Annotated in this window: 19 protein-coding genes, 2 tRNA genes and 1 rRNA gene; 8 read left to right on the top strand and 14 right to left on the bottom strand. The window is 55.0% G+C overall.

Going from position 1 to position 22,131, the window contains the following annotated elements; all coding sequences use genetic code 11:
- Window positions 1-159: 159 nt before the first annotated feature.
- The gene (locus tag WFL93_RS23870) at window positions 160-747 is read right to left on the bottom strand and encodes a LysE family translocator (protein ID WP_007891924.1); all 588 of its coding nucleotides are present in this window, start codon (window positions 745-747) and stop codon (window positions 160-162) included.
- Between the two features lie 136 nt (window positions 748-883).
- Here WFL93_RS23870 and WFL93_RS23875 point away from each other — a divergent pair, with 136 nt between their 5' ends.
- Window positions 884-2,374, top strand: coding sequence for an aminotransferase-like domain-containing protein (locus tag WFL93_RS23875; RefSeq protein WP_007891925.1), 1,491 nt, complete (start codon window positions 884-886; stop codon window positions 2,372-2,374).
- Here the strand turns inward: WFL93_RS23875 and WFL93_RS23880 are convergent.
- A complete protein-coding gene (locus WFL93_RS23880) occupies window positions 2,341-2,964 on the bottom strand; it encodes a glutathione S-transferase family protein (protein ID WP_336779192.1) in 624 nt (207 codons plus the stop codon). The genes WFL93_RS23875 and WFL93_RS23880 overlap by 34 nt on opposite strands.
- A gap of 113 nt (window positions 2,965-3,077) precedes the next feature.
- Between WFL93_RS23880 and WFL93_RS23885 the strand changes: the two genes are divergently transcribed.
- On the top strand, window positions 3,078-3,926 hold the full coding sequence (locus WFL93_RS23885) for a PhzF family phenazine biosynthesis protein (RefSeq protein ID WP_180822676.1): 849 nt from the start codon (window positions 3,078-3,080) through the stop codon (window positions 3,924-3,926).
- A gap of 781 nt (window positions 3,927-4,707) precedes the next feature.
- Here the strand turns inward: WFL93_RS23885 and WFL93_RS23890 are convergent.
- Window positions 4,708-5,466: an SDR family NAD(P)-dependent oxidoreductase gene (locus tag WFL93_RS23890; RefSeq protein WP_336779193.1), complete on the bottom strand. Its 759-nt coding sequence runs from the start codon at window positions 5,464-5,466 to the stop codon at window positions 4,708-4,710.
- A 115-nt stretch (window positions 5,467-5,581) separates the two neighbouring features.
- Between WFL93_RS23890 and WFL93_RS23895 the strand changes: the two genes are divergently transcribed.
- The 3 genes from WFL93_RS23895 (at window position 5,582) to WFL93_RS23905 (ending at window position 9,158) form a co-directional block, all read left to right on the top strand.
- Window positions 5,582-6,481 (top strand): LysR family transcriptional regulator, encoded by a 900-nt coding sequence (locus tag WFL93_RS23895; RefSeq protein ID WP_007888829.1) that lies wholly within the window; start codon window positions 5,582-5,584, stop codon window positions 6,479-6,481.
- A 45-nt stretch (window positions 6,482-6,526) separates the two neighbouring features.
- Entirely contained in the window at window positions 6,527-7,534 is a 1,008-nt protein-coding gene (gene yhjD / locus WFL93_RS23900; protein WP_007888827.1) for an inner membrane protein YhjD, read from the top strand.
- Between the two features lie 289 nt (window positions 7,535-7,823).
- The gene (locus tag WFL93_RS23905) at window positions 7,824-9,158 is read left to right on the top strand and encodes an MFS transporter (RefSeq protein ID WP_007888826.1); all 1,335 of its coding nucleotides are present in this window, start codon (window positions 7,824-7,826) and stop codon (window positions 9,156-9,158) included.
- A 255-nt stretch (window positions 9,159-9,413) separates the two neighbouring features.
- Here WFL93_RS23905 and ilvC read toward each other — a convergent pair whose 3' ends face one another.
- The gene (gene ilvC / locus WFL93_RS23910; RefSeq protein ID WP_336779194.1) at window positions 9,414-10,889 is read right to left on the bottom strand and encodes a ketol-acid reductoisomerase; all 1,476 of its coding nucleotides are present in this window, start codon (window positions 10,887-10,889) and stop codon (window positions 9,414-9,416) included.
- A 161-nt stretch (window positions 10,890-11,050) separates the two neighbouring features.
- On the opposite strand from ilvC, the gene ilvY reads away from it, so the two are divergent.
- Entirely contained in the window at window positions 11,051-11,932 is an 882-nt protein-coding gene (gene ilvY, locus WFL93_RS23915; protein ID WP_336779195.1) for an HTH-type transcriptional activator IlvY, read from the top strand.
- Here ilvY and ilvA read toward each other — a convergent pair whose 3' ends face one another.
- From ilvA to ilvL, 6 genes are all read right to left on the bottom strand, one after another.
- Entirely contained in the window at window positions 11,933-13,480 is a 1,548-nt protein-coding gene (ilvA, locus tag WFL93_RS23920; protein ID WP_007888823.1) for a threonine ammonia-lyase, biosynthetic, read from the bottom strand.
- Window positions 13,481-13,483: 3 nt separating this feature from the next.
- Window positions 13,484-15,334, bottom strand: coding sequence for a dihydroxy-acid dehydratase (gene ilvD, locus WFL93_RS23925; protein WP_007888822.1), 1,851 nt, complete (start codon window positions 15,332-15,334; stop codon window positions 13,484-13,486).
- Between the two features lie 62 nt (window positions 15,335-15,396).
- Complete coding sequence (locus tag WFL93_RS23930) at window positions 15,397-16,326, bottom strand: branched-chain amino acid transaminase (protein WP_007888821.1); 930 nt, start codon at window positions 16,324-16,326, stop codon at window positions 15,397-15,399.
- 19 nt (window positions 16,327-16,345) lie between these two features.
- Window positions 16,346-16,603, bottom strand: a complete 258-nt coding sequence (gene ilvM / locus WFL93_RS23935) for an acetolactate synthase 2 small subunit (protein ID WP_007888814.1) — start codon at window positions 16,601-16,603, stop codon at window positions 16,346-16,348.
- Window positions 16,600-18,246: an acetolactate synthase 2 catalytic subunit gene (gene ilvG, locus WFL93_RS23940; RefSeq protein ID WP_007888813.1), complete on the bottom strand. Its 1,647-nt coding sequence runs from the start codon at window positions 18,244-18,246 to the stop codon at window positions 16,600-16,602. Before ilvG ends, ilvM begins: the two co-directional genes overlap by 4 nt.
- A gap of 149 nt (window positions 18,247-18,395) precedes the next feature.
- The gene (ilvL, locus tag WFL93_RS23945; RefSeq protein WP_071531048.1) at window positions 18,396-18,494 is read right to left on the bottom strand and encodes an ilv operon leader peptide; all 99 of its coding nucleotides are present in this window, start codon (window positions 18,492-18,494) and stop codon (window positions 18,396-18,398) included.
- A gap of 328 nt (window positions 18,495-18,822) precedes the next feature.
- Between ilvL and WFL93_RS23950 the strand changes: the two genes are divergently transcribed.
- Window positions 18,823-20,343 carry a YifB family Mg chelatase-like AAA ATPase gene (locus tag WFL93_RS23950; RefSeq protein ID WP_336779196.1) on the top strand — a complete coding sequence of 507 codons (1,521 nt, stop codon included), beginning with the start codon at window positions 18,823-18,825 and terminating at the stop codon, window positions 20,341-20,343.
- A 30-nt stretch (window positions 20,344-20,373) separates the two neighbouring features.
- Here WFL93_RS23950 and WFL93_RS23955 read toward each other — a convergent pair whose 3' ends face one another.
- Window positions 20,374-20,712 (bottom strand): DUF413 domain-containing protein, encoded by a 339-nt coding sequence (locus WFL93_RS23955; protein WP_336779197.1) that lies wholly within the window; start codon window positions 20,710-20,712, stop codon window positions 20,374-20,376.
- Window positions 20,713-20,833: 121 nt separating this feature from the next.
- On the opposite strand from WFL93_RS23955, the gene hdfR reads away from it, so the two are divergent.
- Window positions 20,834-21,655, top strand: a complete 822-nt coding sequence (gene hdfR, locus WFL93_RS23960) for an HTH-type transcriptional regulator HdfR (protein WP_007888807.1) — start codon at window positions 20,834-20,836, stop codon at window positions 21,653-21,655.
- 107 nt (window positions 21,656-21,762) lie between these two features.
- Here hdfR and WFL93_RS23965 read toward each other — a convergent pair.
- The 3 genes from WFL93_RS23965 to rrf form a co-directional block, all read right to left on the bottom strand.
- Window positions 21,763-21,838, bottom strand: a tRNA-Trp gene (locus WFL93_RS23965).
- 8 nt (window positions 21,839-21,846) lie between these two features.
- Window positions 21,847-21,923: transfer RNA gene (locus WFL93_RS23970), tRNA-Asp, on the bottom strand.
- A 102-nt stretch (window positions 21,924-22,025) separates the two neighbouring features.
- Window positions 22,026-22,131 (bottom strand): 5S ribosomal RNA (rrf, locus tag WFL93_RS23975); the annotation flags it as partial.

Genomic DNA, 22,131 nt, shown 5'->3' on the forward strand with positions numbered 1-22,131 from the left:
ATACTGGCGTATTATGACCAGGCAGAAAAACGTATTATCCGGATAGACTGAGCACAAATGTGTTACCTATGTGCCCGGTCTGATCTGTTACCTATGTGCCCGGTCGTACCTAAATGGCGACCCTACCATTACGGTGCACCGCCATGCGCATCATAATGGTTAACTCAACAACACTGCGTCATACAGCATCCAGCCGGTGGTGGCCACCAGCGACAATGCCATCAAACTGTTAAACGCCTGACGTTTCCACGCCACTTGCAGATGGCTGCGTAGGCGGTCGCCCAATGCAGCCCAAATCAAGATGCACGGCAGATTCAGCGCCGCGAATCCCAGTAACACGGTTAGTACGCCGTTGCTGTTGGCGTATATCAGCGCCACATTCGTCACCATCAACCACGCTTTTGGGTTCACCGCCTGGAAACAGATGCCGCCAATTAACGTCATGGGGCGCGGGCGTTCGCGTAACTGCGGTGCGCCGGCGCGGAATATCTTCCACGAAAGCCACAGCAGATAACTGCATCCGACCACTGTCAGCGGCAGGCGAATCGCGCCCATCCAGTGCAGCAACACATCGAGCGCCATACTCGCCAGCAGCATCTGAATCGCACAACCCAGTAGAATGCCAAATAGCATCGGCAGCGTGCGTTTGAAGCCAAAGTTGACGCCGGAAGTCGCCAGCAGCAGGTTGTTCGGGCCGGGAGTGATCGACATAACGGTGACATAGCTGAAAAATGAGGGATCGAGCATAGCGTACTTCCTTAACAATCAATGATGCCTTCATGCTAATGCGTACGCGGCAATGGAAACAGAGACACAAAATGACTATTGTAATGGGTACAGTTGTCTCAAATATGAATTGTATCCATCGCGCGCGGAGGCTTTTGTGTCCCTTCCCCTTTCTTCCGGCCAAACGCTGTATCAGCAGTTGGTCGATAGCTTTGCCGAGTCGATTCATCAGGGCACCCTAAAGCCGGGCAAGCGGCTGCCGGCGATTCGCCGCGTGGCGCAATCGCATCAGGTTAGTATCAATACGGTGCTTAATGCGTGGCAAGTGCTTGAGGATCGTGGCCTGATCGAATCACGTCCGCAATCCGGCTATTACGTGCGTGGCGTGCTGCCCGCCGTGACGCGCGCGGTAAAACCGTTACCTCCTAAAATTAACGATCCCAGTGCGCAAAAGCTGGAACTGATTGAGCAGGTGTTCGCCGCGCAAAATAATCCGGAGTACACCAATATCTCGCTGGCCTGTCCGCAGGATGGCACCTTCTATCCGGCGGCGCGTATCGGGCGCATTACCGCGTCGATTTTACGACAGAATCCCGACATTATCGGACGCTATGCGCTTCCGCCTGGTAGTGAGCGCTTACGGGAGGAGATTGCACGGCGCGCGCTGCATAATGGCATCAACCTGCCGCCACAAGCGATCACCCTTACCCACGGCTGCATGGAAGCGTTGCAGCTGGCGCTGCGTGCGGTGACCAAACCTGGCGACTGCATCGGTCTGGAATCGCCGACCTATTTTTTCCTGTTCCCGCTGCTGGCTTCGCTGGGGCTGAAGGCGCTGGAAATCCCCACCGATCCGCAGCAAGGGTTGTCGCTCGATGCACTGGAGATGCTGCTGCAGGAGAAACGCATTCAGGCAGTGATCGCCATGCCCGGCGCACAGAATCCGCTGGGCTACGTGATGCCGCTGGAGAACAAAAAGCGCCTGGCGAAGTTAGTGAACACTTACCACGTTCCGCTGCTGGAAGATGGTTTGTATGACGAATTGCAGTTTGAGTGGCCGCTGTCACCGCCGGTGAAGGCCTTTGATAGTGACGGCTGGGTGATTTACTGCACCAGCTTTACCAAAACCGTGGCGCCCGATTTTCGCGTCGGCTGGACCGCCGCCGGACGTTTTCATCACGCCATCGCTCACCTCAAAGCGGTTTCATCGATGGCGGAGTCACGTTTGCTGAGCGAAACGCTGGCCGAATTCCTGGCAAGCGGCGGTTACGATCATCATCTGCGTACGCTGCGTCGCCGCTATGCGGCGAATCTGGATGCGGCACGCGGCATTCTGGCGCGCCACTTTCCGCAGGGCACGCGCGCTACCCTGCCGCGCGGCGGGTTTGTTTTCTGGGTAGAACTGCCGGGCAAAGTCGATACCGTGGAGATGTTTCATCGTCTGCTGCAGGAGCACATATGTGTGACGCCGGGCGCGCTCTACTCGCTGAGCGATCGCTATACGCACGCGTTGCGCCTCTCCTGCTGCTATCCGTTTGATGAGCGTTATACCTGGGCACTGCAGCGCACTGGCGCGCTGGCCTGTGAGATGACAGGCCTCGCGCCGGGACAGGATCAGGGTTTGCCGTTGCGGCCCCAGGTGGTGTAAGGCTCGCGCTCGGTCAGGCGCTCGTAATAGGTTTGCACCGCCGGGAAGTGAGGATGCTCCAGCGGTGTTTCGAACCAGCGATTCACCGCCAGCCCAACCGGAATATCCGCCAGCGAGAAATTACGGCCTGCGACGTAGCGCCCGTTTTTTTCCAAATGCTGGTTAAGAATGTTCATGGTGTGCGACCAGCCTTTGACGGCAGCGGCCAGCAAGCGCGGATCCTGGTGCGCTGGCGAGTTGCGTACCAGCGACATAAATGCGTAGCGCCAGGACGTGTTCAGTTCGGTGGCTTGCCAATCCATCCACTGATCAACCGGTGCCCGCGCGCGCGGATTTTCGGGATAGAGCCAGTCGCCGCCGTTGCTGTTCGCCAGATAGCGCAAAATGGTGTTGGATTCCCACAACACGAAATCGTCCTCGATCATCACCGGGACCATCGCGTTGGGATTGAGCGCCATAAATTCTGCTGAGTGCAGCGATTGCGGATCGTCGCCCCAGGGTTCAGATTCATACGCGATATCCAGTTCTGCGCACAGCCACAGAACTTTTCGCACATTAATTGAAGAAGTACGGCCAAGAACTTTTAACATTGCAGACTCCGATTGCAGAATTCTTAATCTATTCATAGCCCTGATGCTGATCTTTCGCAATCGGCAGGATGTAAATCCGGATTTCAGACAACCTCAACGAGGAAGGAGTGACAATGAAGGTCGCATTTAAACAAGTGGATGTGTTTACCTCATCGGCGTTTAAAGGTAATCCGCTGGCGGTGATCATGGATGCCCAGGGATTGAGTGATGCGCAGCTGGCAGCGATTGCGCGCTGGACCAACCTATCGGAAACCACCTTTGTGCTGCCGCCACAGGATCAGGCGGCGGATTACCGCGTGCGTATTTTTACCGTTGAAGGCGAACTGCCGTTTGCCGGTCATCCTACGCTCGGCACCGCGCATGCGCTGCTGGAAGCCGGTTGGCCGCTGAAAACGCCGGGCAAAATCGTGCAGGAGTGCGGCGTTGGTCTGGTGGAGGTGAAAATCAGCGATGATGGCGCGCTGGCTTTTGCTGCGCCCGCGGCCACCTTAACGCCCTTCAGCGATGCGTTGATGAGCAGTGCGTTAAACAGCGAAGCTTTCGATCTCAGCCAGGCGCCGACCATCGTCGATATGGGCATTCGCTGGCTGCTGATTCCGCTGAGCAGCGCGCAGGCGGTGCTGGATGTGGTGCCGTCAGCCTCTGATTTACACCGTTTACATCAACATGCCGACGTTAACGGCACGGCGATTTTTGGCGCGCTGCCCTCGGGTGAGAATGAGCAGTATGAAGTGCGCGCGTTGCTGGTTGAGAACGGCAGTTTGACCGAAGATCCGGTCACCGGTAGCGCCAATGCCTGTCTGGCGCGCTACCTGGCGGCACAGGGCCAAACGCAAGATTACCGGGCGCGTCAGGGCAGCGCGATTCAGCGTGAAGGTCGGATTCAGGTGAGTTTTACGCATGAAGCGATCTGGATTGGTGGCCAAACCGTGACGGTGATTGACGGGACGATTACGTTGTAAGGTTGCCATTTATGGCAACCTGCTGGCGTCGCTGTTTAATGAGGTCGCCATAAATGGCGTAATGCCGATCAGTTAAGCGCTGAGCGACTTTCGTTCGCCATCGGCTGTGGCAGTTTCAGCTATGCCGTGCGGCGACCGAGAAGAGGGCGTCTGGCCACGCCCTCTTCACTCCCGGGCCCTGCACCAGCCCATCCCGCCGCTTCGCGGTGCCTTCACTCCCTCACGATTCCTGACGGACCGGCGGCGATTCGCTCCTGCTCAGCGCCGCCTCTCGCCGCATCCCTGCGGCTCGCCCTGGAATCCCTCACTCGCTCAGCGGGCTGGGATGTCGCCTCAACACCCGCGCTGCAGCATCAATGCCTATTCCTGAATTATCATCGCTGAAACGCCTGTAGGGTCGCCATTCATGGCGACCAGGTAACCCACAATCTTCAGCCAGCAAAATTTCAAATCAGATGCGGTAATGACAGGCGACGGTGTTGGGCGCTATCCGCAGCGCCGAGCGCAGAGTGACGGCCAGGATGAGCCGACAGGACGTCGGCGAAAGCGCGGCATGAGCCAGGGATGGCGAATCCGCGCGGTCCGTCAGGCCGGAGTGATAAGCGAGGGAACAGCGAGGACGGCGCAGGCGCGGATTGCTAAGGTCCGCGCCTTCGGACCTTAGCCCGGCCGCCGGCTTCACACATTCTGAAACTGCCATACGCTTAGCGGGCGGAACCCCCGCGGAGCCAGTACGCTGCTTAACTGGCGAGCATTACGCCATGAATGGCGACCCTACCGATTACAGTGCCTGGCCGCCAGACGCTTCAATGCGTTGTGCGGTAATCCAGCCGGTTTCATCGCTGAGAATCGCGCTAATCGCATCACCGATATCATCCGGCAAGCCGACACGGCCCAGCGCGGTAACCGAGGCGATATGATCGTTGAGATCTTTGGTATCACGCACGCGACCACCGCCAAAGTCAGTTTCAATCGCGCCAGGTGCCAGAATGTTGACGCGAATATGGCGCTCGCCCAGCTCTTTAGCCTGATAGCGGGTTAACACTTCCATCGCCCCTTTGATTGCGGCGTAAGTGCCCGAACCTGGCAGCGTCAATCGGGTTAAGCCGCTGGAGATATTCAGGATGCGTCCGCCATCGATGATCAGCGGCAACAGTTTTTGCGTCAGGAAGAACGGCCCTTTGAAGTGCACATTCACCAGCGCATCAAACTCATCCTCTGTGGTCTCAGCGAAGAGCTTGTAGTGACCGTGGCCGGCGTTGTTCACTAAATAATCAAAGTTGTCGCGTTGCCAGGTTTTTTGCAGCGCCTCTTTTACCTGCGCCACGAAGTCATCGAACTTACCGGTGTCGCCAACATCCAGCTGCAGTGCCACCGCACGCGCGCCCAGCGCTTCAATCTCTTGCACCACCGCCTGTGCTTCATCCGCATGACTGCGATAAGTAAACAGGATATCGGTGCCTTTGGCGGCCAGTTTCAGCGCCCCATTCTTACCTAAACCGCGATTTCCGCCGGTAATTAATGCAATTTTATGACTCATGTTTCGCTCCAGTTGGAAAATTGAACACCGGATAAGGATATTCGCGAATAATTGATCTATAAACGCAGAGGAATACGCAGCACTGTTTCACTAACAACAACAATCGGTGCACAACATGGATAAAATTCACGCAATGCAGGTGTTTGTGCGGGTGGCCGAAATGGGCAGTTTTACCCGCGCGGCAGAAAGTCTGGGTTTACCGAAAGGCAGCGTCTCGCGCCAGCTTCAGGCGCTGGAAAATCAAATGGGTACGCGCTTGCTGCATCGCACCACGCGCCGCGTGCATCTGACACAGGATGGTTTGGTCTATTACGATCGCTGCCTCGATTTGTTGTCGATGCTCGACGACATGGACAGCCTGTTCCAGCACGATCCCGGCACCTTAAGCGGCAAGCTGCGGGTGGATATGTCGGTGGCGATGGCGACCGGCTTTGTGTTGCCGCGTCTGCCCGAGTTTTTGCAGCACTATCCTGGGCTCGAAATTGAGCTGAGCAGCAGCGACCGCCAGGTGGATGTGATACGTGAAGGCTTTGACTGCGTGGTACGCGTGGGCGAGCTGAAAGATTCCGGCCTGATTGCGCGAAAAATTGGCTCGCACGCCTTGATTAACTGCGCCAGTGCCGACTACCTTTCCCGTTTCGGCATGCCGGTGCGGCTGGAAGATCTGTCGCAACACGCGATGGTGCATTACAGCCAGCAGCTTGGGCAGCCTTCGCAAGGTTTTGAGTATTTCGATGGCAAACAGTGTCATTACATTCAAACCGGTGGCGTGGTGACGGTAAACAGTACTGAAACCTATCGCGCCGCGTGTATGGCCGGGCTCGGCATTATTCAGGTGCCGGCGATTGGCGTACAGCCGCTGCTGGAATCAGGAAAGCTGGTTGAAGTGCTGCATCACTTCCCGGCTAAACCGATGCCGATCTCGCTGCTTTATCCGCATCGCCGTAACGTGGCGCGCCGCGTGCGAGTGTTTATGGAGTGGCTAAGCCAAGTCCTACAAGAGTATGTGACATAAGACGCTATAATTGAATTTTCGCAGTGAACAGGATGACTATCGTCTATGACGGACAAAACCCCTAAAGAGACAGCGGCTGAGGCAGAAACCAAGCCGCTGATTGATATTAAAACCGGCAATAAAACCGTGGATGGCTCAATCCAAAATGTGTCGCGCTTCGCCGCCTGGTTTCAGGCGATTCCGGCGGTGGCGCACTTTATGCGCGCGCTGGAGCGCTTTAACGATCGCCTCGGCAGCCAGTTTGGTGCAGCCATCACCTACTTCTCCTTTCTCTCCCTGATACCGATTTTGATGGTCTCCTTTGCGGCGGTCGGCTTTGTGCTGGCGTCGAATCAGGATTTGCTCACCGAGTTGATCAACAAAATCGTTAACAGCATCAGCGATCCGACGCTGGCAACTACGCTGAAGAACACGGTGAATACCGCGATTCAGCAGCGTGCCACGGTGGGAATAACCGGTTTGCTGCTGGCGCTTTACTCCGGCATTAACTGGATGGGCAATCTGCGTGAAGCGGTGCGTGCCCAGTCGCGCGACGTCTGGGAACGTAAGCCAGACGATCAGGAGAAGTTCTGGAAGAAGTACGCGCGCGATCTGCTGTCGCTGCTCGGTTTGATGTTTGCGCTGGTGATTACGCTGTCGCTGACCTCGATTGCCGGTGCGGCGCAGGCGGCTATCGTTAATGCGCTGGGGCTGGAGGATATTGAGTGGCTGCGTCCGGCGATGACGGTGATTGCGCTGTCGATCTCCATCTTCGCTAACTATCTGCTGTTCCTGTGGATCTTCTGGATTTTGCCGCGCCACAAGCCACGTAAAAAAGCGCTGTTCCGCGGCACGCTGCTGGCGGCGATTGGCTTTGAGGTGATCAAGTTTGTTATGACGCTGACGCTGCCGAAGCTGGCAACCTCGCCGTCTGGCGCGGCTTTTGGTTCGGTGCTTGGCTTGATGGCGTTTTTCTACTTCTTTGCGCGTTTGACGCTGTTCTGCGCGGCGTGGATCGCTACGGCGAAATACAAAGATGATAAAGAGATGCCGCAGCCGCATCAGGCAAAATAAGCTGACGGGATTGTTACAAATGCCGTACTAGCTAAAAATGTTTCCTGCTGGCTATTTTTTCCGCAAAAACCAGCAGGAAACGCTGAAGGGTCACTTTAATTTGGCCCTTTTGCAGAGATTCCCGCCAAAAAAGTGACACTTCCCGTTCCCATCCGCCATTGATCGCTGCAACTCAGAAATTATCCACTTATTCGGCGAAAAAGCCCGGTCTGACGCGGTTTTTCGCCATTGAATGCCGCAAACCAGGTGCGTAAGATTCTCTGTCTACATTTACAATTAAGAAACACTTATGCAAGCCTCCATCACAGAAACACTCGACAAAAAACACGACGAAACGCCGGTTAATTCACGTGGCAAAGTGGTTGTGGCATCGCTGGTCGGCACTGCCATTGAGTTCTTCGATTTCTATATCTATGCCACCGCCGCGGTAATTATTTTCCCGCACATCTTCTTCCCGCAGGGCGATCCTACCGTCGCCACGCTACAGTCGCTGGCGACCTTCGCTATCGCCTTTGTTGCGCGTCCAATTGGTTCTGCCGTATTTGGCCACTTTGGTGACCGCGTCGGTCGTAAAGCCACACTGGTCGCATCGCTGCTGACTATGGGCGTTTCGACGGTGCTGATTGGTTTGCTGCCGAGCTATCAAACGATTGGTGTGGCTGCTCCGCTGCTGCTGGCGCTGGCACGTTTTGGTCAGGGTCTTGGCCTGGGCGGAGAATGGGGCGGTGCAGCCCTGCTGGCTACCGAGAATGCGCCGGCGAAGAAACGCGCGCTTTATGGTTCGTTCCCACAGCTTGGCGCGCCGATTGGCTTCTTCTTCGCTAACGGCACTTTCCTGCTGCTTTCATGGCTGCTGACCGATGAGCAGTTCATGAACTGGGGCTGGCGCGTGCCGTTTATTCTCTCTGCGGTGCTGGTGTTGATTGGCCTGTATGTACGCGTTTCGCTGCATGAAAGCCCCGTGTTCGCCAAAGTGCAGAAAGAGAATAAGCAGGTGAAAATGCCGATTGGCACGCTGCTGAGCAAGCATATGACGGCGACGATTCTCGGCACCTTCATCATGCTGGCCACCTATACGCTGTTCTATATTATGACCGTCTACTCAATGAGCTACGGTACCGCGCCCGCGCCGGCCGGCCTTGGCTATTCGCGTAACAGCTTCCTATGGATGCTGATGGTGGCGGTGATTGGTTTTGGTGTGATGGTACCGATTGCCGGTCTGCTGGCCGATCGCTTTGGCCGTCGTAAAACCATGATCACCATTACGCTGATGATTATCGCCTTCGCACTGATGTTCCCAATGCTGCTGGGTTCCGGTTCTCAGGTGCTGGTGATGGGCTTCCTGATCCTGGGCTTAAGCATTATGGGGCTGACGTTTGGTCCAATGGGCGCGCTGCTGCCGGAGTTGTTCCCGACTGAAGTGCGCTATACCGGCGCGTCTTTCTCTTACAACTTGTCGTCGATTCTTGGTGCATCCGTGGCGCCGTATATCGCCACCTGGCTGAATGCGAACTACGGTTTGCAGGCGGTGGGTTTCTATTTGGCTTCAATGGCGGTGCTGACGCTGATCGCGCTGATTGCCTGTAAAGAGACGCGCAATCAGACGCTGTATGAAGCGGTGTGATTGAGCGGTGCTGTACTCTGGTTCGTATGTGCTTGCTGTCCCCCTCCTCGGTCCTCCCCCATAAATGGGGGAGGAAGATGCTGCCATATGTTAGTTCTGAAGCTGCATGTGGCAGCGTCTCCTTCCCCCGCTTGCGGGGGAAGGCCGGGATGGGGGACAGCGAGTACATACATAGAGCAACAGCGAGCACTAATTAAAAAAAACCCCGGCAAGCCGGGGTTTCTTCTTTCTGCTGAAAACTGTGTCGCGCGTGGCTTAGCCAGCGACAGCGATACGTTTCATATCGGTCATGTAGCCACGCAGTTTGCGGCCTACTGATTCGATTGGATGCTGGCGTACCGCTTCGTTGACGTCGCGCAGCTGTGCGTTATCAACCTGCGTGCCTTCAATCGCTTTGCCCAGATCGCCCGGCTGCAGCGTGGTCATGAACTCTTTCAGCAGTGGAACCGCGGCGAAGGAGAACAGGTAGTTACCGTATTCTGCGGTATCAGAGATAACCACGTTCATTTCATACAGACGCTTACGGGCGATGGTGTTGGCAATCAGCGGCAGCTCGTGCAGTGATTCGTAGTAAGCAGACTCTTCGATGATGCCCGCATCAACCATGGTTTCGAACGCCAGCTCAACGCCTGCTTTCACCATCGCGACCATCACCACGCCTTTGTCGTAGTATTCCTGCTCTTCGATTTTACCCTCAAACTGCGGCGCGGTTTCGAATGCCGTTGCGCCGGTCTCTTCACGCCAGGTCAGCAGGTTTTTGTCGTCGTTAGCCCAGTCCGCCATCATGCCTGAGGAGAATTCGCCAGAGATGATGTCATCCATGTGCTTCTGGAACAGCGGCGCCATGATGGTTTTCAGCTGCTCAGACAGCGCGTAAGCGCGGATTTTCGCCGGGTTAGACAGGCGATCCATCATCAGCGTGATGCCGCCGAACTTCAGTGATTCGGTGATGGTTTCCCAGCCGAACTGAATCAGTTTTTCGGTATAAGCCGCGTCGTGACCTTCAGCCACCAGCTTGTCGAAGCACAGCAGAGAACCGGCCTGCAGCATACCGCACAGGATGGTCTGCTCACCCATCAGGTCAGATTTCACTTCTGCAACGAAAGAAGATTCCAGCACGCCAGCACGGTCGCCGCCGGTGGCTGCAGCCCAGGCTTTCGCAATCGCCATGCCTTCGCCTTTTGGATCGTTCTCCGGGTGAACCGCGATCAGCGTCGGCACACCGAAACCGCGTTTGTACTCTTCACGCACTTCCGTACCTGGGCACTTCGGCGCCACCATCACTACGGTGATGTCTTTACGAATGGTTTCGCCCACTTCAACGATGTTGAAACCGTGCGAGTAACCCAGCGCAGCGCCATCTTTCATCAACGGCTGAACGGCCTGAACTACCGCTGAGTGCTGTTTGTCTGGCGTCAGGTTTACAACCAGATCGGCCTGCGGGATCAGATCTTCGTAAGTGCCGACTTTGAAACCGTTATCGGTCGCTTTGCGGAAAGAGGCACGCTTCTCAGCAATCGCTTCAGCACGCAGGGCATAGGCCACGTCGAGGCCAGAATCACGCATGTTCAGGCCCTGGTTCAGACCCTGAGCACCACAGCCAACGATGACCACTTTCTTGCCTTTCAGGAAGCTAGCGCCATCAGCGAATTCGTCGCGTGACATGAAACGACATTTGCCCAGCTGCGCTAACTGGTTGCGCAGATTCAATGTGTTGAAGTAATTAGCCATGGGTACTCCGGTTAGATGTTGTGTTTGTTTTTGTTCAGTAACGGCGATGTGAACTACGCCGCGAATGACCCCATCATATGACAGGAAATCCGTTGCTTAAATTGATATATTAGCAAGGTCACATTGCAAAATTTGCAACACAACGTTGAGGCGATACGCGCATGGATTTACGAGACCTGAAGCTCTTCCTTCATCTGGCTGAAAGCTGCCACTTTGGCCGCACCGCACGCGCCATGCACGTCAGCCCATCGACCCTTTCACGCCAGATTCAGCGCCTGGAAGAGGATGTCGGTCACGCGCTGTTCCTGCGTGATAACCGCACCGTCACGCTGACCGAAGCCGGTGAGCGCCTGCGCCAGTTTGCGCAGCAGACGTTGCTGCAATATCAGCAGCTGCGCCATGTGATGGATCTAAACGGCCCGTCACTGAGCGGCGAGCTGCGCCTGTTCTGCTCGGTTACGGCCGCATACAGCCATCTGCCGCCGATTCTTGACCGCTTCCGCGCCGAACATCCGCAGGTAGAGATCAAACTCACCACCGGTGACGCCGCCGATGCGATTGAGATGGTGCAGTCCGGTGACGCCGATCTCGCCATTGCCGGTCGTCCCGAATCGCTGCCCGCCAGCATAGATTTTACGCCACTGGGGCTGATCCCGCTGGTGCTGATTGCCCCGGCGCTGCCTTGTCCGGTGCGCAGCCAGGCAACGCAGGACGAGCCTGATTGGGCGCAAATTCCGTTTATCCTGCCGGAACAAGGGCCTGCGCGCCGCGGTATTGATTTATGGTTCCGCCGCCAGCGCATCTCCAATCCGCAGATTTACGCCACGGTTTCGGGACACGAGGCGATTGTTTCAATGGTGGCGCTGGGTTGTGGCATTGCGCTGCTGCCGGACGTGGTGCTGGAGAACAGTCCGGAACCGGTGCGCAATCGCGTGTTAACGCTGGAGAATGTCGAATCTGTCGCGCCGCTGGAGCTTGGCGTGTGCGTACAAAAAAAGCGGCTCGGGGAGCCGCTTATCAATGCGTTCTGGCACCAGCTATGATTATTGCCCGGCGAGGAAGAAACGAAACGCCGGGTTGTTCGCTTCGTCGTGCCATTCGTAACCCAGCGCGGTCAGATGGGTTTCGAAATCCGGCTCTTGCTCGTTAGCTTCAAAGGCCGCCAGTACCCGGCCGTAATCGGTGCCGTGACTGCGATAGTGGAACAGCGAGATATTCCAGTGTGCGCCGAGCGTCTGCAGGAACTTCAGCAGCGCGCCCGGTGCTTCCGGGAATTCAAAGCTAAACAAGCGTTCGCGCAGCGGCTTCGATGGACGTCCGCCCACCATGTAGCGCACGTGCAGCTTGGCCATCTCATCATCCGAGAGATCCACCACACGATAACCGGCTTCATTCAGCTGGCTGATGATCTCACTGCGCTCCTCCAGCCCGCGCGTTAAGCGCACGCCGACGAAAATGCAGGCGTTATCCGCATCCGCGTAGCGATAGTTGAACTCGGTGATCGAACGTCCGCCGATGGTTTGGCAAAACTTGAGGAAACTGCCCTGCTGCTCTGGAATCGTCACCGCCAGCAGCGCTTCACGCTGCTCACCCAGTTCGCAACGCTCAGAGACATAGCGCAAGCCGTGGAAGTTGACGTTAGCACCTGACAGTACGTGTGCCAGGCGCTCGCCTTTGATGTCATGCTGCTGGATATACTTCTTCATACCCGCCAGCGCCAGCGCACCCGAAGGTTCCGCTACCGCGCGCACATCTTCGAACAGATCTTTTACTGCCGCACAAATCGCATCGCTATCCACCGTGATGATGTCGTCGAGATATTCACGACACAGGCGGAAGGTTTCATCACCAATGCGTTTGACCGCCACGCCCTCGGCAAACAAGCCGACGCGCGGCAAATCTACCGGCTCACCGGCTTCCAGCGCCGCCTTTAGGCAGGCTGAATCTTCCGACTCCACGGCGATCACTTTGATTTGTGGCATCAGCTGCTTGATCAACACGGCAACGCCCGCCGCTAGACCGCCGCCGCCAACCGGCACGAAGACGCGATCGAGATGCGCATCCTGTTGCAGCAGTTCCATCGCCAACGTGCCCTGTCCGGCGATGACCGCCGGATGGTCAAACGGCGGTACGAAGGTGTAACCCTGCTGTTCAGACAGCTCGATCGCCTTGGCTTTTGCCTCGTCGAAATTGGCCCCAAACAGATAAGCCTCACCGCCAAATGCGCGTACTGCATCAACCTTGATGTCTGCCGTGGCCAACGGCATCACAATCAGTGATTTGATGCCAAGCGTGCTGGCCGAGAGCGCCACGCCCTGCGCATGGTTACCGGCCGAAGCCGTCACCACGCCGCGCGCTTTTTGCTCTTCATTCAGCCCGGCTATCATCGCGTACGCCCCGCGCAGCTTGAAGCTGTGCACCGGCTGACGATCTTCACGCTTCACCAGAATGGTGTTGCCAAGACGTGATGATATTTTTTCCATTTTCTGCAGCGGTGTCACCTGGGCAATTTCATACACCGGTGAGCGCAGCACGGCGCGCAAATATTCCGCGCCGTTTGGCGACGCGGGTAGCGGTTGAGACTCAGCCATCGGTTAGCCTCCCAGCTTGGACTTATCGCGCACCGCGCCTTTGTCAGCGCTGGTCGCGAGTGATGCATAGGCGCGCAGGGCAAAGGAGACTTCACGCACACGGCCGTGCGGCGTATAGGCCGCTTCGCCACGCGCCTGCTCTTCTTCACGACGAGCGTGCAGTTCGTTATCCGGCACCGCCAGTTTGATGCCACGGTTCGGGATATCGATTTCAATCATGTCGCCATCTTTCACCAGCGCAATGGTGCCGCCGCTCGCCGCTTCCGGAGAGGCGTGACCAATCGACAACCCGGAGGTGCCACCAGAGAAACGACCATCGGTGATCAATGCACAGCTTTTGCCGAGGCCCATCGATTTGAGATAGGTGGTTGGATAGAGCATTTCCTGCATGCCCGGCCCGCCTTTCGGCCCTTCGTAGCGGATAACCACCACGTCACCGGCCACCACTTTGCCACCAAGAATCGCTTCAACCGCATCGTCCTGGCTTTCGTACACTTTGGCCGGGCCTGTGAAGGTGAGAATCTCTTTGTCTACGCCGGCGGTTTTTACGATACAGCCATCTTCTGCAATATTGCCGTAAAGGACTGCCAGGCCGCCATCTTGTGAGTAAGCGTGCTCGCGCGTACGAATACAGCCTTCGCTGCGATCATCATCCAACGTGTCCCAACGGCAATTCTGCGAAAATGCCTTGGTGGTACGAATACCGGCAGGACCGGCGCGGAACATATCCTTCACGGCCTGATCTTTGGTCAGCATGATGTCGTACTGATCGAGGGTTTCACGCATGCTCTGCTGCAGAATGTTGCGCGCGCTGGTGTCGATCAGACCGGCACGATCCAGCTCACCGAGAATGGCGATAACGCCACCCGCGCGGTGCACATCCTCCATATGATATTTCGGCGTACTTGGCGCCACTTTACACAGCTGAGGCACTTTACGAGACAAGCGATCGATATCAGAGATATTGAAGTCGATTTCGCCTTCCAGTGCCGCTGCCAGCAGGTGCAGAACGGTATTAGTGGAACCGCCCATGGCGATATCCAGCGTCATCGCATTCTCGAACGCCGCCTTGGTGGCGATGTTACGCGGCAGCATGTTGTCGTCATCCTGCTCGTAATAGCGTTTGGTCAGGCTAACGATGCGCTTACCGGCATTAATGAACAGCTCTTTACGATCGGCGTGCGTTGCCAACAGTGAACCGTTACCCGGCTGCGACAAGCCCAGCGCTTCAGTCAGACAGTTCATGGAGTTGGCGGTGAACATCCCGGAACAGGAACCGCAGGTTGGACAAGCGGAACGTTCGATCTGATCGCTGTCGGCATCGCTGACGTTCGGGTTGGCACCCTGAATCATTGCGTCCACCAGATCCAGCTTGATGATTTGATCGGACAGTTTGGTTTTACCGGCTTCCATCGGGCCGCCAGAGACAAAGATCACCGGAATGTTGAGGCGCAGTGCCGCCATCAGCATGCCCGGGGTGATTTTGTCGCAGTTGGAGATACAGACCATGGCGTCAGCACAGTGCGCGTTAACCATGTACTCCACTGAATCGGCAATTAGCTCACGTGAAGGCAGTGAATACAGCATGCCGCCATGACCCATGGCGATACCATCATCCACCGCAATGGTGTTGAACTCTTTAGCCACACCGCCTGCTGCTTCGATCTCCTCGGCAACCAGTTTGCCTAGATCGCGCAGGTGCACGTGGCCCGGTACGAATTGAGTGAATGAGTTGACCACGGCGATAATCGGCTTGCCGAAATCGTCGTCGGTCATTCCTGTCGCGCGCCACAGGGCACGGGCACCGGCCATGTTACGTCCATGGGTGGTGGTGGCGGAACGGTACTTAGGCATGCTCTATTTACTCCAGTAATAATAAGGTTGCGGGCGTCATCTGACACCCGCAAAAAAGCGCGTTATGCGTTAACCGGATCCAACCAGCCCCACTTGTCTTCCGTCTCGCCAGTAAACAGGCCAAAGAATGCCTTCTGGATACGACCGGTGACCGGACCACGTTTACCTTCGCCGACCTGAATGCCGTCGACGCTGCGCACCGGAGTGATCTCCGCTGCAGTACCAGACATGAACACTTCGTCTGCCAGATACAGGGATTCGCGCGACAGCACCTGCTCACGCACTTCGATACCCATGTCTTGCGCCAGCTTGATGATGGCGTCACGCGTGATGCCCGGCAGCGCTGAAGAGGTGAACGGTGGCGTGAACAGAATGCCATCTTTCACTTCGAACAAGTTTTCGCCAGCACCTTCTGAAATATAGCCGTTGGTGTCGAGGGCGATACCTTCCTGATAGCCGTGGCGACGTGCTTCGCTACCCACCAGCAGCGAGGAGAGATAGTTACCACCCGCTTTTGCGGCGGTCGGCAAGGTGTTTGGTGCCACGCGGTTCCACGAAGAAACCATCGCGTCGATGCCGTTTTCCAGCGCTTCAGCGCCCAGGTAAGCACCCCATGGGAAGGCGGCGATGATTACATCGGTGGTGTAGCCATCTGGCGGGTTCACACCCAGACCCACGTCACCCACAAAGGCCAGCGGACGGATATAAGCGCTTTTCAGTTTGTTCACGCGAATCACTTCGCGGCACGCTTCCATCAGTTCATCAACGCTGGCTTTAATCGGGAAACGATAAATTTTGGCGGATTCATGCAGACGCTTCATGTGCTCACGATGACGGAACACCACTGGGCCTTTGTGTGAGTCGTAGCAACGCACGCCTTCAAACACAGAAGTACCGTAATGCAGTGCATGAGACATCACGCTAACCTTGGCGTCTTCCCACTTAACCATCTCCCCATTGAACCAAATAAAGTCTGCTTTCTTCGTACTCATTGCTTTTTTCCTTTGGCGACTAAGCGCGGATTTGTTGTGTTGTCTGTTGTTGGATCTCGACGCAAGCGACATCCATAAGTTTGCTTAACTGCGAAGACAGTAAATCGACAGAGCGTTGGCTGGCAACGGTCATTTCGATATTAATGTTCCCGGCATTGACCGCGGAGGCCATATTCATCGCACACACCTGGAAGCCGCGGTGACGCACGACACGCAAAATGCGCTCCAATATTTCAGGACGAAAGCGGGCTTCGATAGACAATTGATGCTGATTCATGCGGTTCTCTCCATCATGTTTGCGTTGCTGGCACCCGGTGGTACCAATGGCCAGACGTTTTCATGCTCATCTATCGAAACATGCAGGAAGTAAGGACCTTCACTGTTCAGCAGAGCATCGAGGGCGGCGTCGACCTGATCTTTACGGCTAATGCGCTGGCCCGGAATATCAAAGGCGCTGGCCAGCGTAAGGAAATCGGGATTATCGGTAAGAATGGTTTCGCTATAGCGACCATCAAAGAACAGTTGCTGCCACTGGCGCACCATGCCCAGACGTTGGTTATCCAACAGCAGGATTTTCACCGGTAACTTGCCGCGCTTGATGGTGCCCAGCTCCTGAATGTTCATCATGATTGAGCCATCGCCGGACACGCAGATTACCGTATCTTTAGGACGCGCCACTTGCGCACCGATCGCCGCCGGCAGACCAAAGCCCATGGTGCCGAGGCCGCTAGAGGTAATGAAGTTTTCTGGGGCGGTGAAACTCATGTGCTGAGCGGCCCACATCTGGTGCTGGCCCACATCGGTGGTCACCACGGCGCTATCTGCTTTACGATCGGACAACTGCTTCAGCAGCAACGGCGCGTAAATCGCTTCGCCTGGATGATCATAACGCCAGTCGAATTCGCTTTTCATCGCGCTCACTTCTTTGCGCCAGCCATCAATCTGCAGCGGCATGCTGAGCGCAGGCAACACCTGATTCATATCGCCCTGCAACGAGACATGTGCACGACGCAGTTTGTTCAGCTCGGCAGGATCGATATCGATGTGAATGACGCTGGCATGAGGTGCAAAAGTATCCAGCTTGCCGGTGACGCGGTCGTCAAAGCGTGCGCCCACTGCAATCAGCAAATCACAGGATTGCACGGCGAGGTTGGCGGCTTTGGTGCCGTGCATGCCCAGCATACCCAGATAAAGATCGCTGCTGGCATCCGCGCTGCCGAGACCTTTCAGGGTGGAAACCATCGGAATACCCGTTTCCTGCGCCATGGCGCGCAGTGCTGGAACCGCCTGCGCCATTCCTACGCCACCACCGATATACAACATCGGTTTGTGGGACTGCGCCATTAAGGCTCGCGCCTCCGCGATATGTTGCGCGGAATGGCTTACTTCTTCTTCCACTGGCAGCAGGTGCGGCGTCAGTTCGCCATTGGCGACCTGAATGTCTTTCGGGATATCGACCAGCACCGGGCCAGGGCGGCCAGCCTGGGCAATGGCGAAGGCTTCGGCCATGACAGAAGGTAAATCATCAAGGGATTCAACGAGGAAACTGTGCTTGGTACAAGCTAACGACAAACCGAGAACATCGATTTCCTGGAAGGCGTCGGTACCGATGAAGGCGGAAGAGACCTGACCGGTGATCGCCACAACTGGGATTGAATCCATCATCGCATCCGCCAGCCCTGTAATCAGGTTGGTGGCACCTGGGCCCGAAGTCGCAATACATACGCCAGTCTTCCCGGTTGCGCGGGCATAACCAATTGCCGCCATCACCGCACCTTGCTCATGACGGCACAGTAGGTGTTCCACGCCGCCATCGTAGAGCGCGTCGTACACTGGCATGATTGCGCCGCCAGGATAGCCAAACACTGTATCGACACCCTGCGCGCGTAAAGCCTGAACTACCCACTGTGCACCTGTCATGGTTATTCTCCTGTATTCCTTGGGGAACAACAGAATTTTATGCTACTGCTCATAATCTGTTCCTCGCTGATTCGCTGATATTTCATCTGGTTAAAAAAAAACCCCCGGACCTTTCGGTGCGGGGGTTTTTGGAATTCCAGACTTGATTTTTAAGCCTTTCTTTCTCCAAGCGATGCCCCGCACGGTGGGATAATAATCACCACCACGCTAATCACGACTAGGCTAATCACTTGTAGAAGGGCTTTCATGTGTAATTTGTTTTTTCGATTGTTCGAAGTAATACCTACAGAGTTACCATAGTTAGCATGATGTTGACAATAATTTTCATGGGATTTTTTTATAGCGACTTTGGCGCCTGTCCGTTATCACATTGTAAGTAAAAGGTTATTTACATTTGTGATAAATATTCATTACGCACGCGGCGTAATTTTCATTTGTGGTTTGAGAGGCGGTTCCGAATTACAGCGAAACAACTGTAACTATTGCTGAACGTAAGGAGTCGAGGTCTGGAAATGTAGCGTTGGTATTTGATCGACCACTTTAGGGCACAGATGATAAAGGCAACAAGGAGCTGTTATGTCTTTATCAAAAGTATTAACGCGGGCAGCGCTGGGTGTGCAGGCTCCGCTGGTGACGGTGGAAGTACATATCAGTAATGGCTTACCCGCCCTAACATTGGTTGGCCTGCCCGAAACCACGGTTAAAGAAGCCAGAGAACGGGTGCGCAGTGCGATTATCAACAGTGGATTCACCTTCCCGGCGAAACGCGTCACCATTAATCTTGCACCTGCCGATCTCCCTAAAGAAGGCGGACGCTATGACCTACCAATCGCTATCGCGATTCTGGCGGCCTCTGAGCAGCTTCCTGACGCAAAACTGGCGCAATATGAATTCCTGGGCGAGTTAGCCCTCAACGGCGCGCTCTGTGGCGTTCAGGCTGCTATTCCGGCAGCCATGGCAGCATTGCAAGCAGGCCGACAAATGGTGTTAGCTGAACAGAATCAACAGGATGTAGGATTGATTCAGCAAGGCGAGACGTTAGTTGGCAAACATCTGGTCGAAATCTGCGCCTTTCTACATAACCAAACAACATTGACTGTCGCCCACTATCAACCCGATACGATTGAGCAGGGGAAGCAAGACCTCAGCGATATCATTGGTCAGGATCAAGGCCGGCGGGCGCTCGAGATTACAGCTGCGGGTGGGCATAATCTATTACTCATTGGACCGCCGGGCACCGGTAAGACGATGCTGGCGACGCGTCTGCCGGGAATCATGCCGCCGTTAGACGACCAGGAAGCGCTGGAGTGCGCCGCTATCGCCAGTCTGGTCAGCAGTGGCAATCTGCATCAACAGTGGCGTAAACGGCCGTTCAGAGCGCCTCACCACAGTGCTTCATTGTATGCGCTAGTGGGTGGCGGTTCACTACCACGCCCGGGAGAAATCTCTTTGGCGCACAACGGCGTGTTGTTCCTTGATGAACTGCCGGAGTTTGAGCGCAAAACGCTGGATGCGTTACGCGAACCCATTGAGTCAGGTGAGATTGCTATTTCGCGTACCCGCGCTAAAGTGACCTATCCAGCGCGTTTTCAATTAATTGGTGCAATGAATCCTAGCCCCACCGGGCATTATCAGGGCAACCACAATCGCTCTTCTCCACAACAGGTCTTGCGCTATCTCAATCGCCTTTCAGGACCTTTTCTTGACCGCTTTGATCTCTCGCTGGAAGTCCCTCTTCTCCCGAGCGGATCGTTAAGTAAGAAACATCAGGTCAGCGAAAGCAGCGCTGAGGTTTTGAGTCGCGTCCTTGTGGCCCATGAGATCCAAACAGCGCGTAGTGGCAAGGTGAATGCCCACCTCTCTAACCCAGAGATTTTACGCTGGTGCCCGTTAAAGCAGCAGGATGCTGAATGGCTGGAAGGGGTATTGAATTCGTTGGGACTTTCAGTGCGTGCATGGCAGCGGATTCTAAAAGTGGCGAGAACAATTGCTGACTTAGCAGGTGAAGAGTCGATTCAGCGGGATCATTTGCAGGAAGCGGTGGGTTATCGCAGCATTGACCGTTTAATGATCTATCTACATAAAAATCTGGAATAAAAAACGGGGCTTATTTAAGCCCCGCTATTCTTAATCATCGCTATCGCTGAAATCTTCCACAGTGTCCATCTGCGGCTTCCCGCCAGACAACGTGTGGAAACGCTTAGGACGCTTGATACGTGAGGTATATTTCGACCATACGCGTTCAGCTTCCGTTTGCGGCTCACGAAGACCACGACATACTTCTAAAAATGAACGCTCTTCTTCTGTAGTGGGTTCACGCTTAGCGAGATCCAGTTCATTAAAGGCGTAACCGTGGCGCTCCAGAAGCTGAGCTTCTTTAATGGTGAAATCACCATGACGCGAAAAACCACGTGGGTAATGTTTGTTATCAAAGAAACGATTCGTTGTTGCGAAGCTATCCGCCATTTTACACGCTCCTGACTCTCATATGGCCGTGCTATTTATGGCGCGGAGTATTAGATAGGCTTGACAGAGTGTAAAACAAAACATTTAAATCAGTACGACAAACAATTTTTGGGAGAATGCAGTGGATACGGAATTACTGAAAACTTTCCTCGAAGTGAGCAGAACGCGTCATTTCGGGCGTGCTGCTGAAGCGCTTTACCTCACGCAATCTGCCGTTAGTTTTCGCATTCGTCAGCTGGAGAATCAGCTGGGCGTTAATCTTTTTACTCGTCACCGTAATAACATCCGGCTAACTTCGGCAGGTGAGCGTTTATTACCCTATGCCGAAAGCTTGATGAGTACGTGGTTGATGGCTAAAAAGGAAGTTTCGCACACACAGCAGCATCACGAGCTTTCAATAGGAGGCAGCGCATCCCTTTGGGAAGCCTATTTAACTCCTTGGTTACAAACACTTTATGAGAACAGAGAGAGCCTTCATCTTGAAGCACGTATTGCCCAACGACATCTATTGGTTAAGCAATTACATGAACGTCAGTTGGACTTGTTGATTACCACCGAAGCACCAAAGATGGATGAGTTAACCAGTCAGCAGATTGGCCATATCTCGCTCGCATTATTCCGAGCGCGGAAAACTGAGAAGCGTGAAAAGTATGATTACATTAAGCTGGAATGGGGCGCGGATTTTCATCAACATGAAAGTTATCTATCCAGCGATGATGTTCCAGTATTAACCACCACATCAGCACATGTTACGCGTGAATTACTGCATACCACGGGTGCGTGTGCATTTTTACCTGATTTCTGGCACGGAATTTATAGTGATTTGATGGTTATTCCAGATACACCAGTCGCTGTGCGACCGTTATATGCTGTGTGGCTGCAGAATAGCGATCAGCAGAGTCACATCCGCCAGCTGCTTAAATATCCGGTATTGGCACCATAAAATAATAAATGAGGGGGAGTTTGAGTGGATCACAGTGAAACTCAAACTCATTTCACTGCTGAATTTTGGACAAAAAAAATCCTTTGCCGAAGCAAAGGATTATTTTCTGGCAGGGGCGGAGGGACTCGAACCCCCAACACCCGGTTTTGGAGACCGGTGCTCTACCAATTGAACTACGCCCCTAATTAGGGTGGCGGAACGGACGGGGCTCGAACCCGCGACCCCCTGCGTGACAGGCAGGTATTCTAACCAACTGAACTACCGCTCCACCGATTCTGTACTGACATCAGAAAATCGTTCTGATTTCAGGTGTTTCGCCCTTTCCGCGTCACCGGGAAGGTCACGATCCGATAACGGATCTTAAATTGATGCCTGGCAGTTCCCTACTCTCGCATGGGGAGACCCCACACTACCATCGGCGCTACGGCGTTTCACTTCTGAGTTCGGCATGGGGTCAGGTGGGACCACCGCGCTAA

Source organism: Pantoea sp. USHLN256 (genome assembly GCF_037149875.1).
Classification (GTDB): Bacteria; Pseudomonadota; Gammaproteobacteria; order Enterobacterales; family Enterobacteriaceae; genus Pantoea; species Pantoea nemavictus.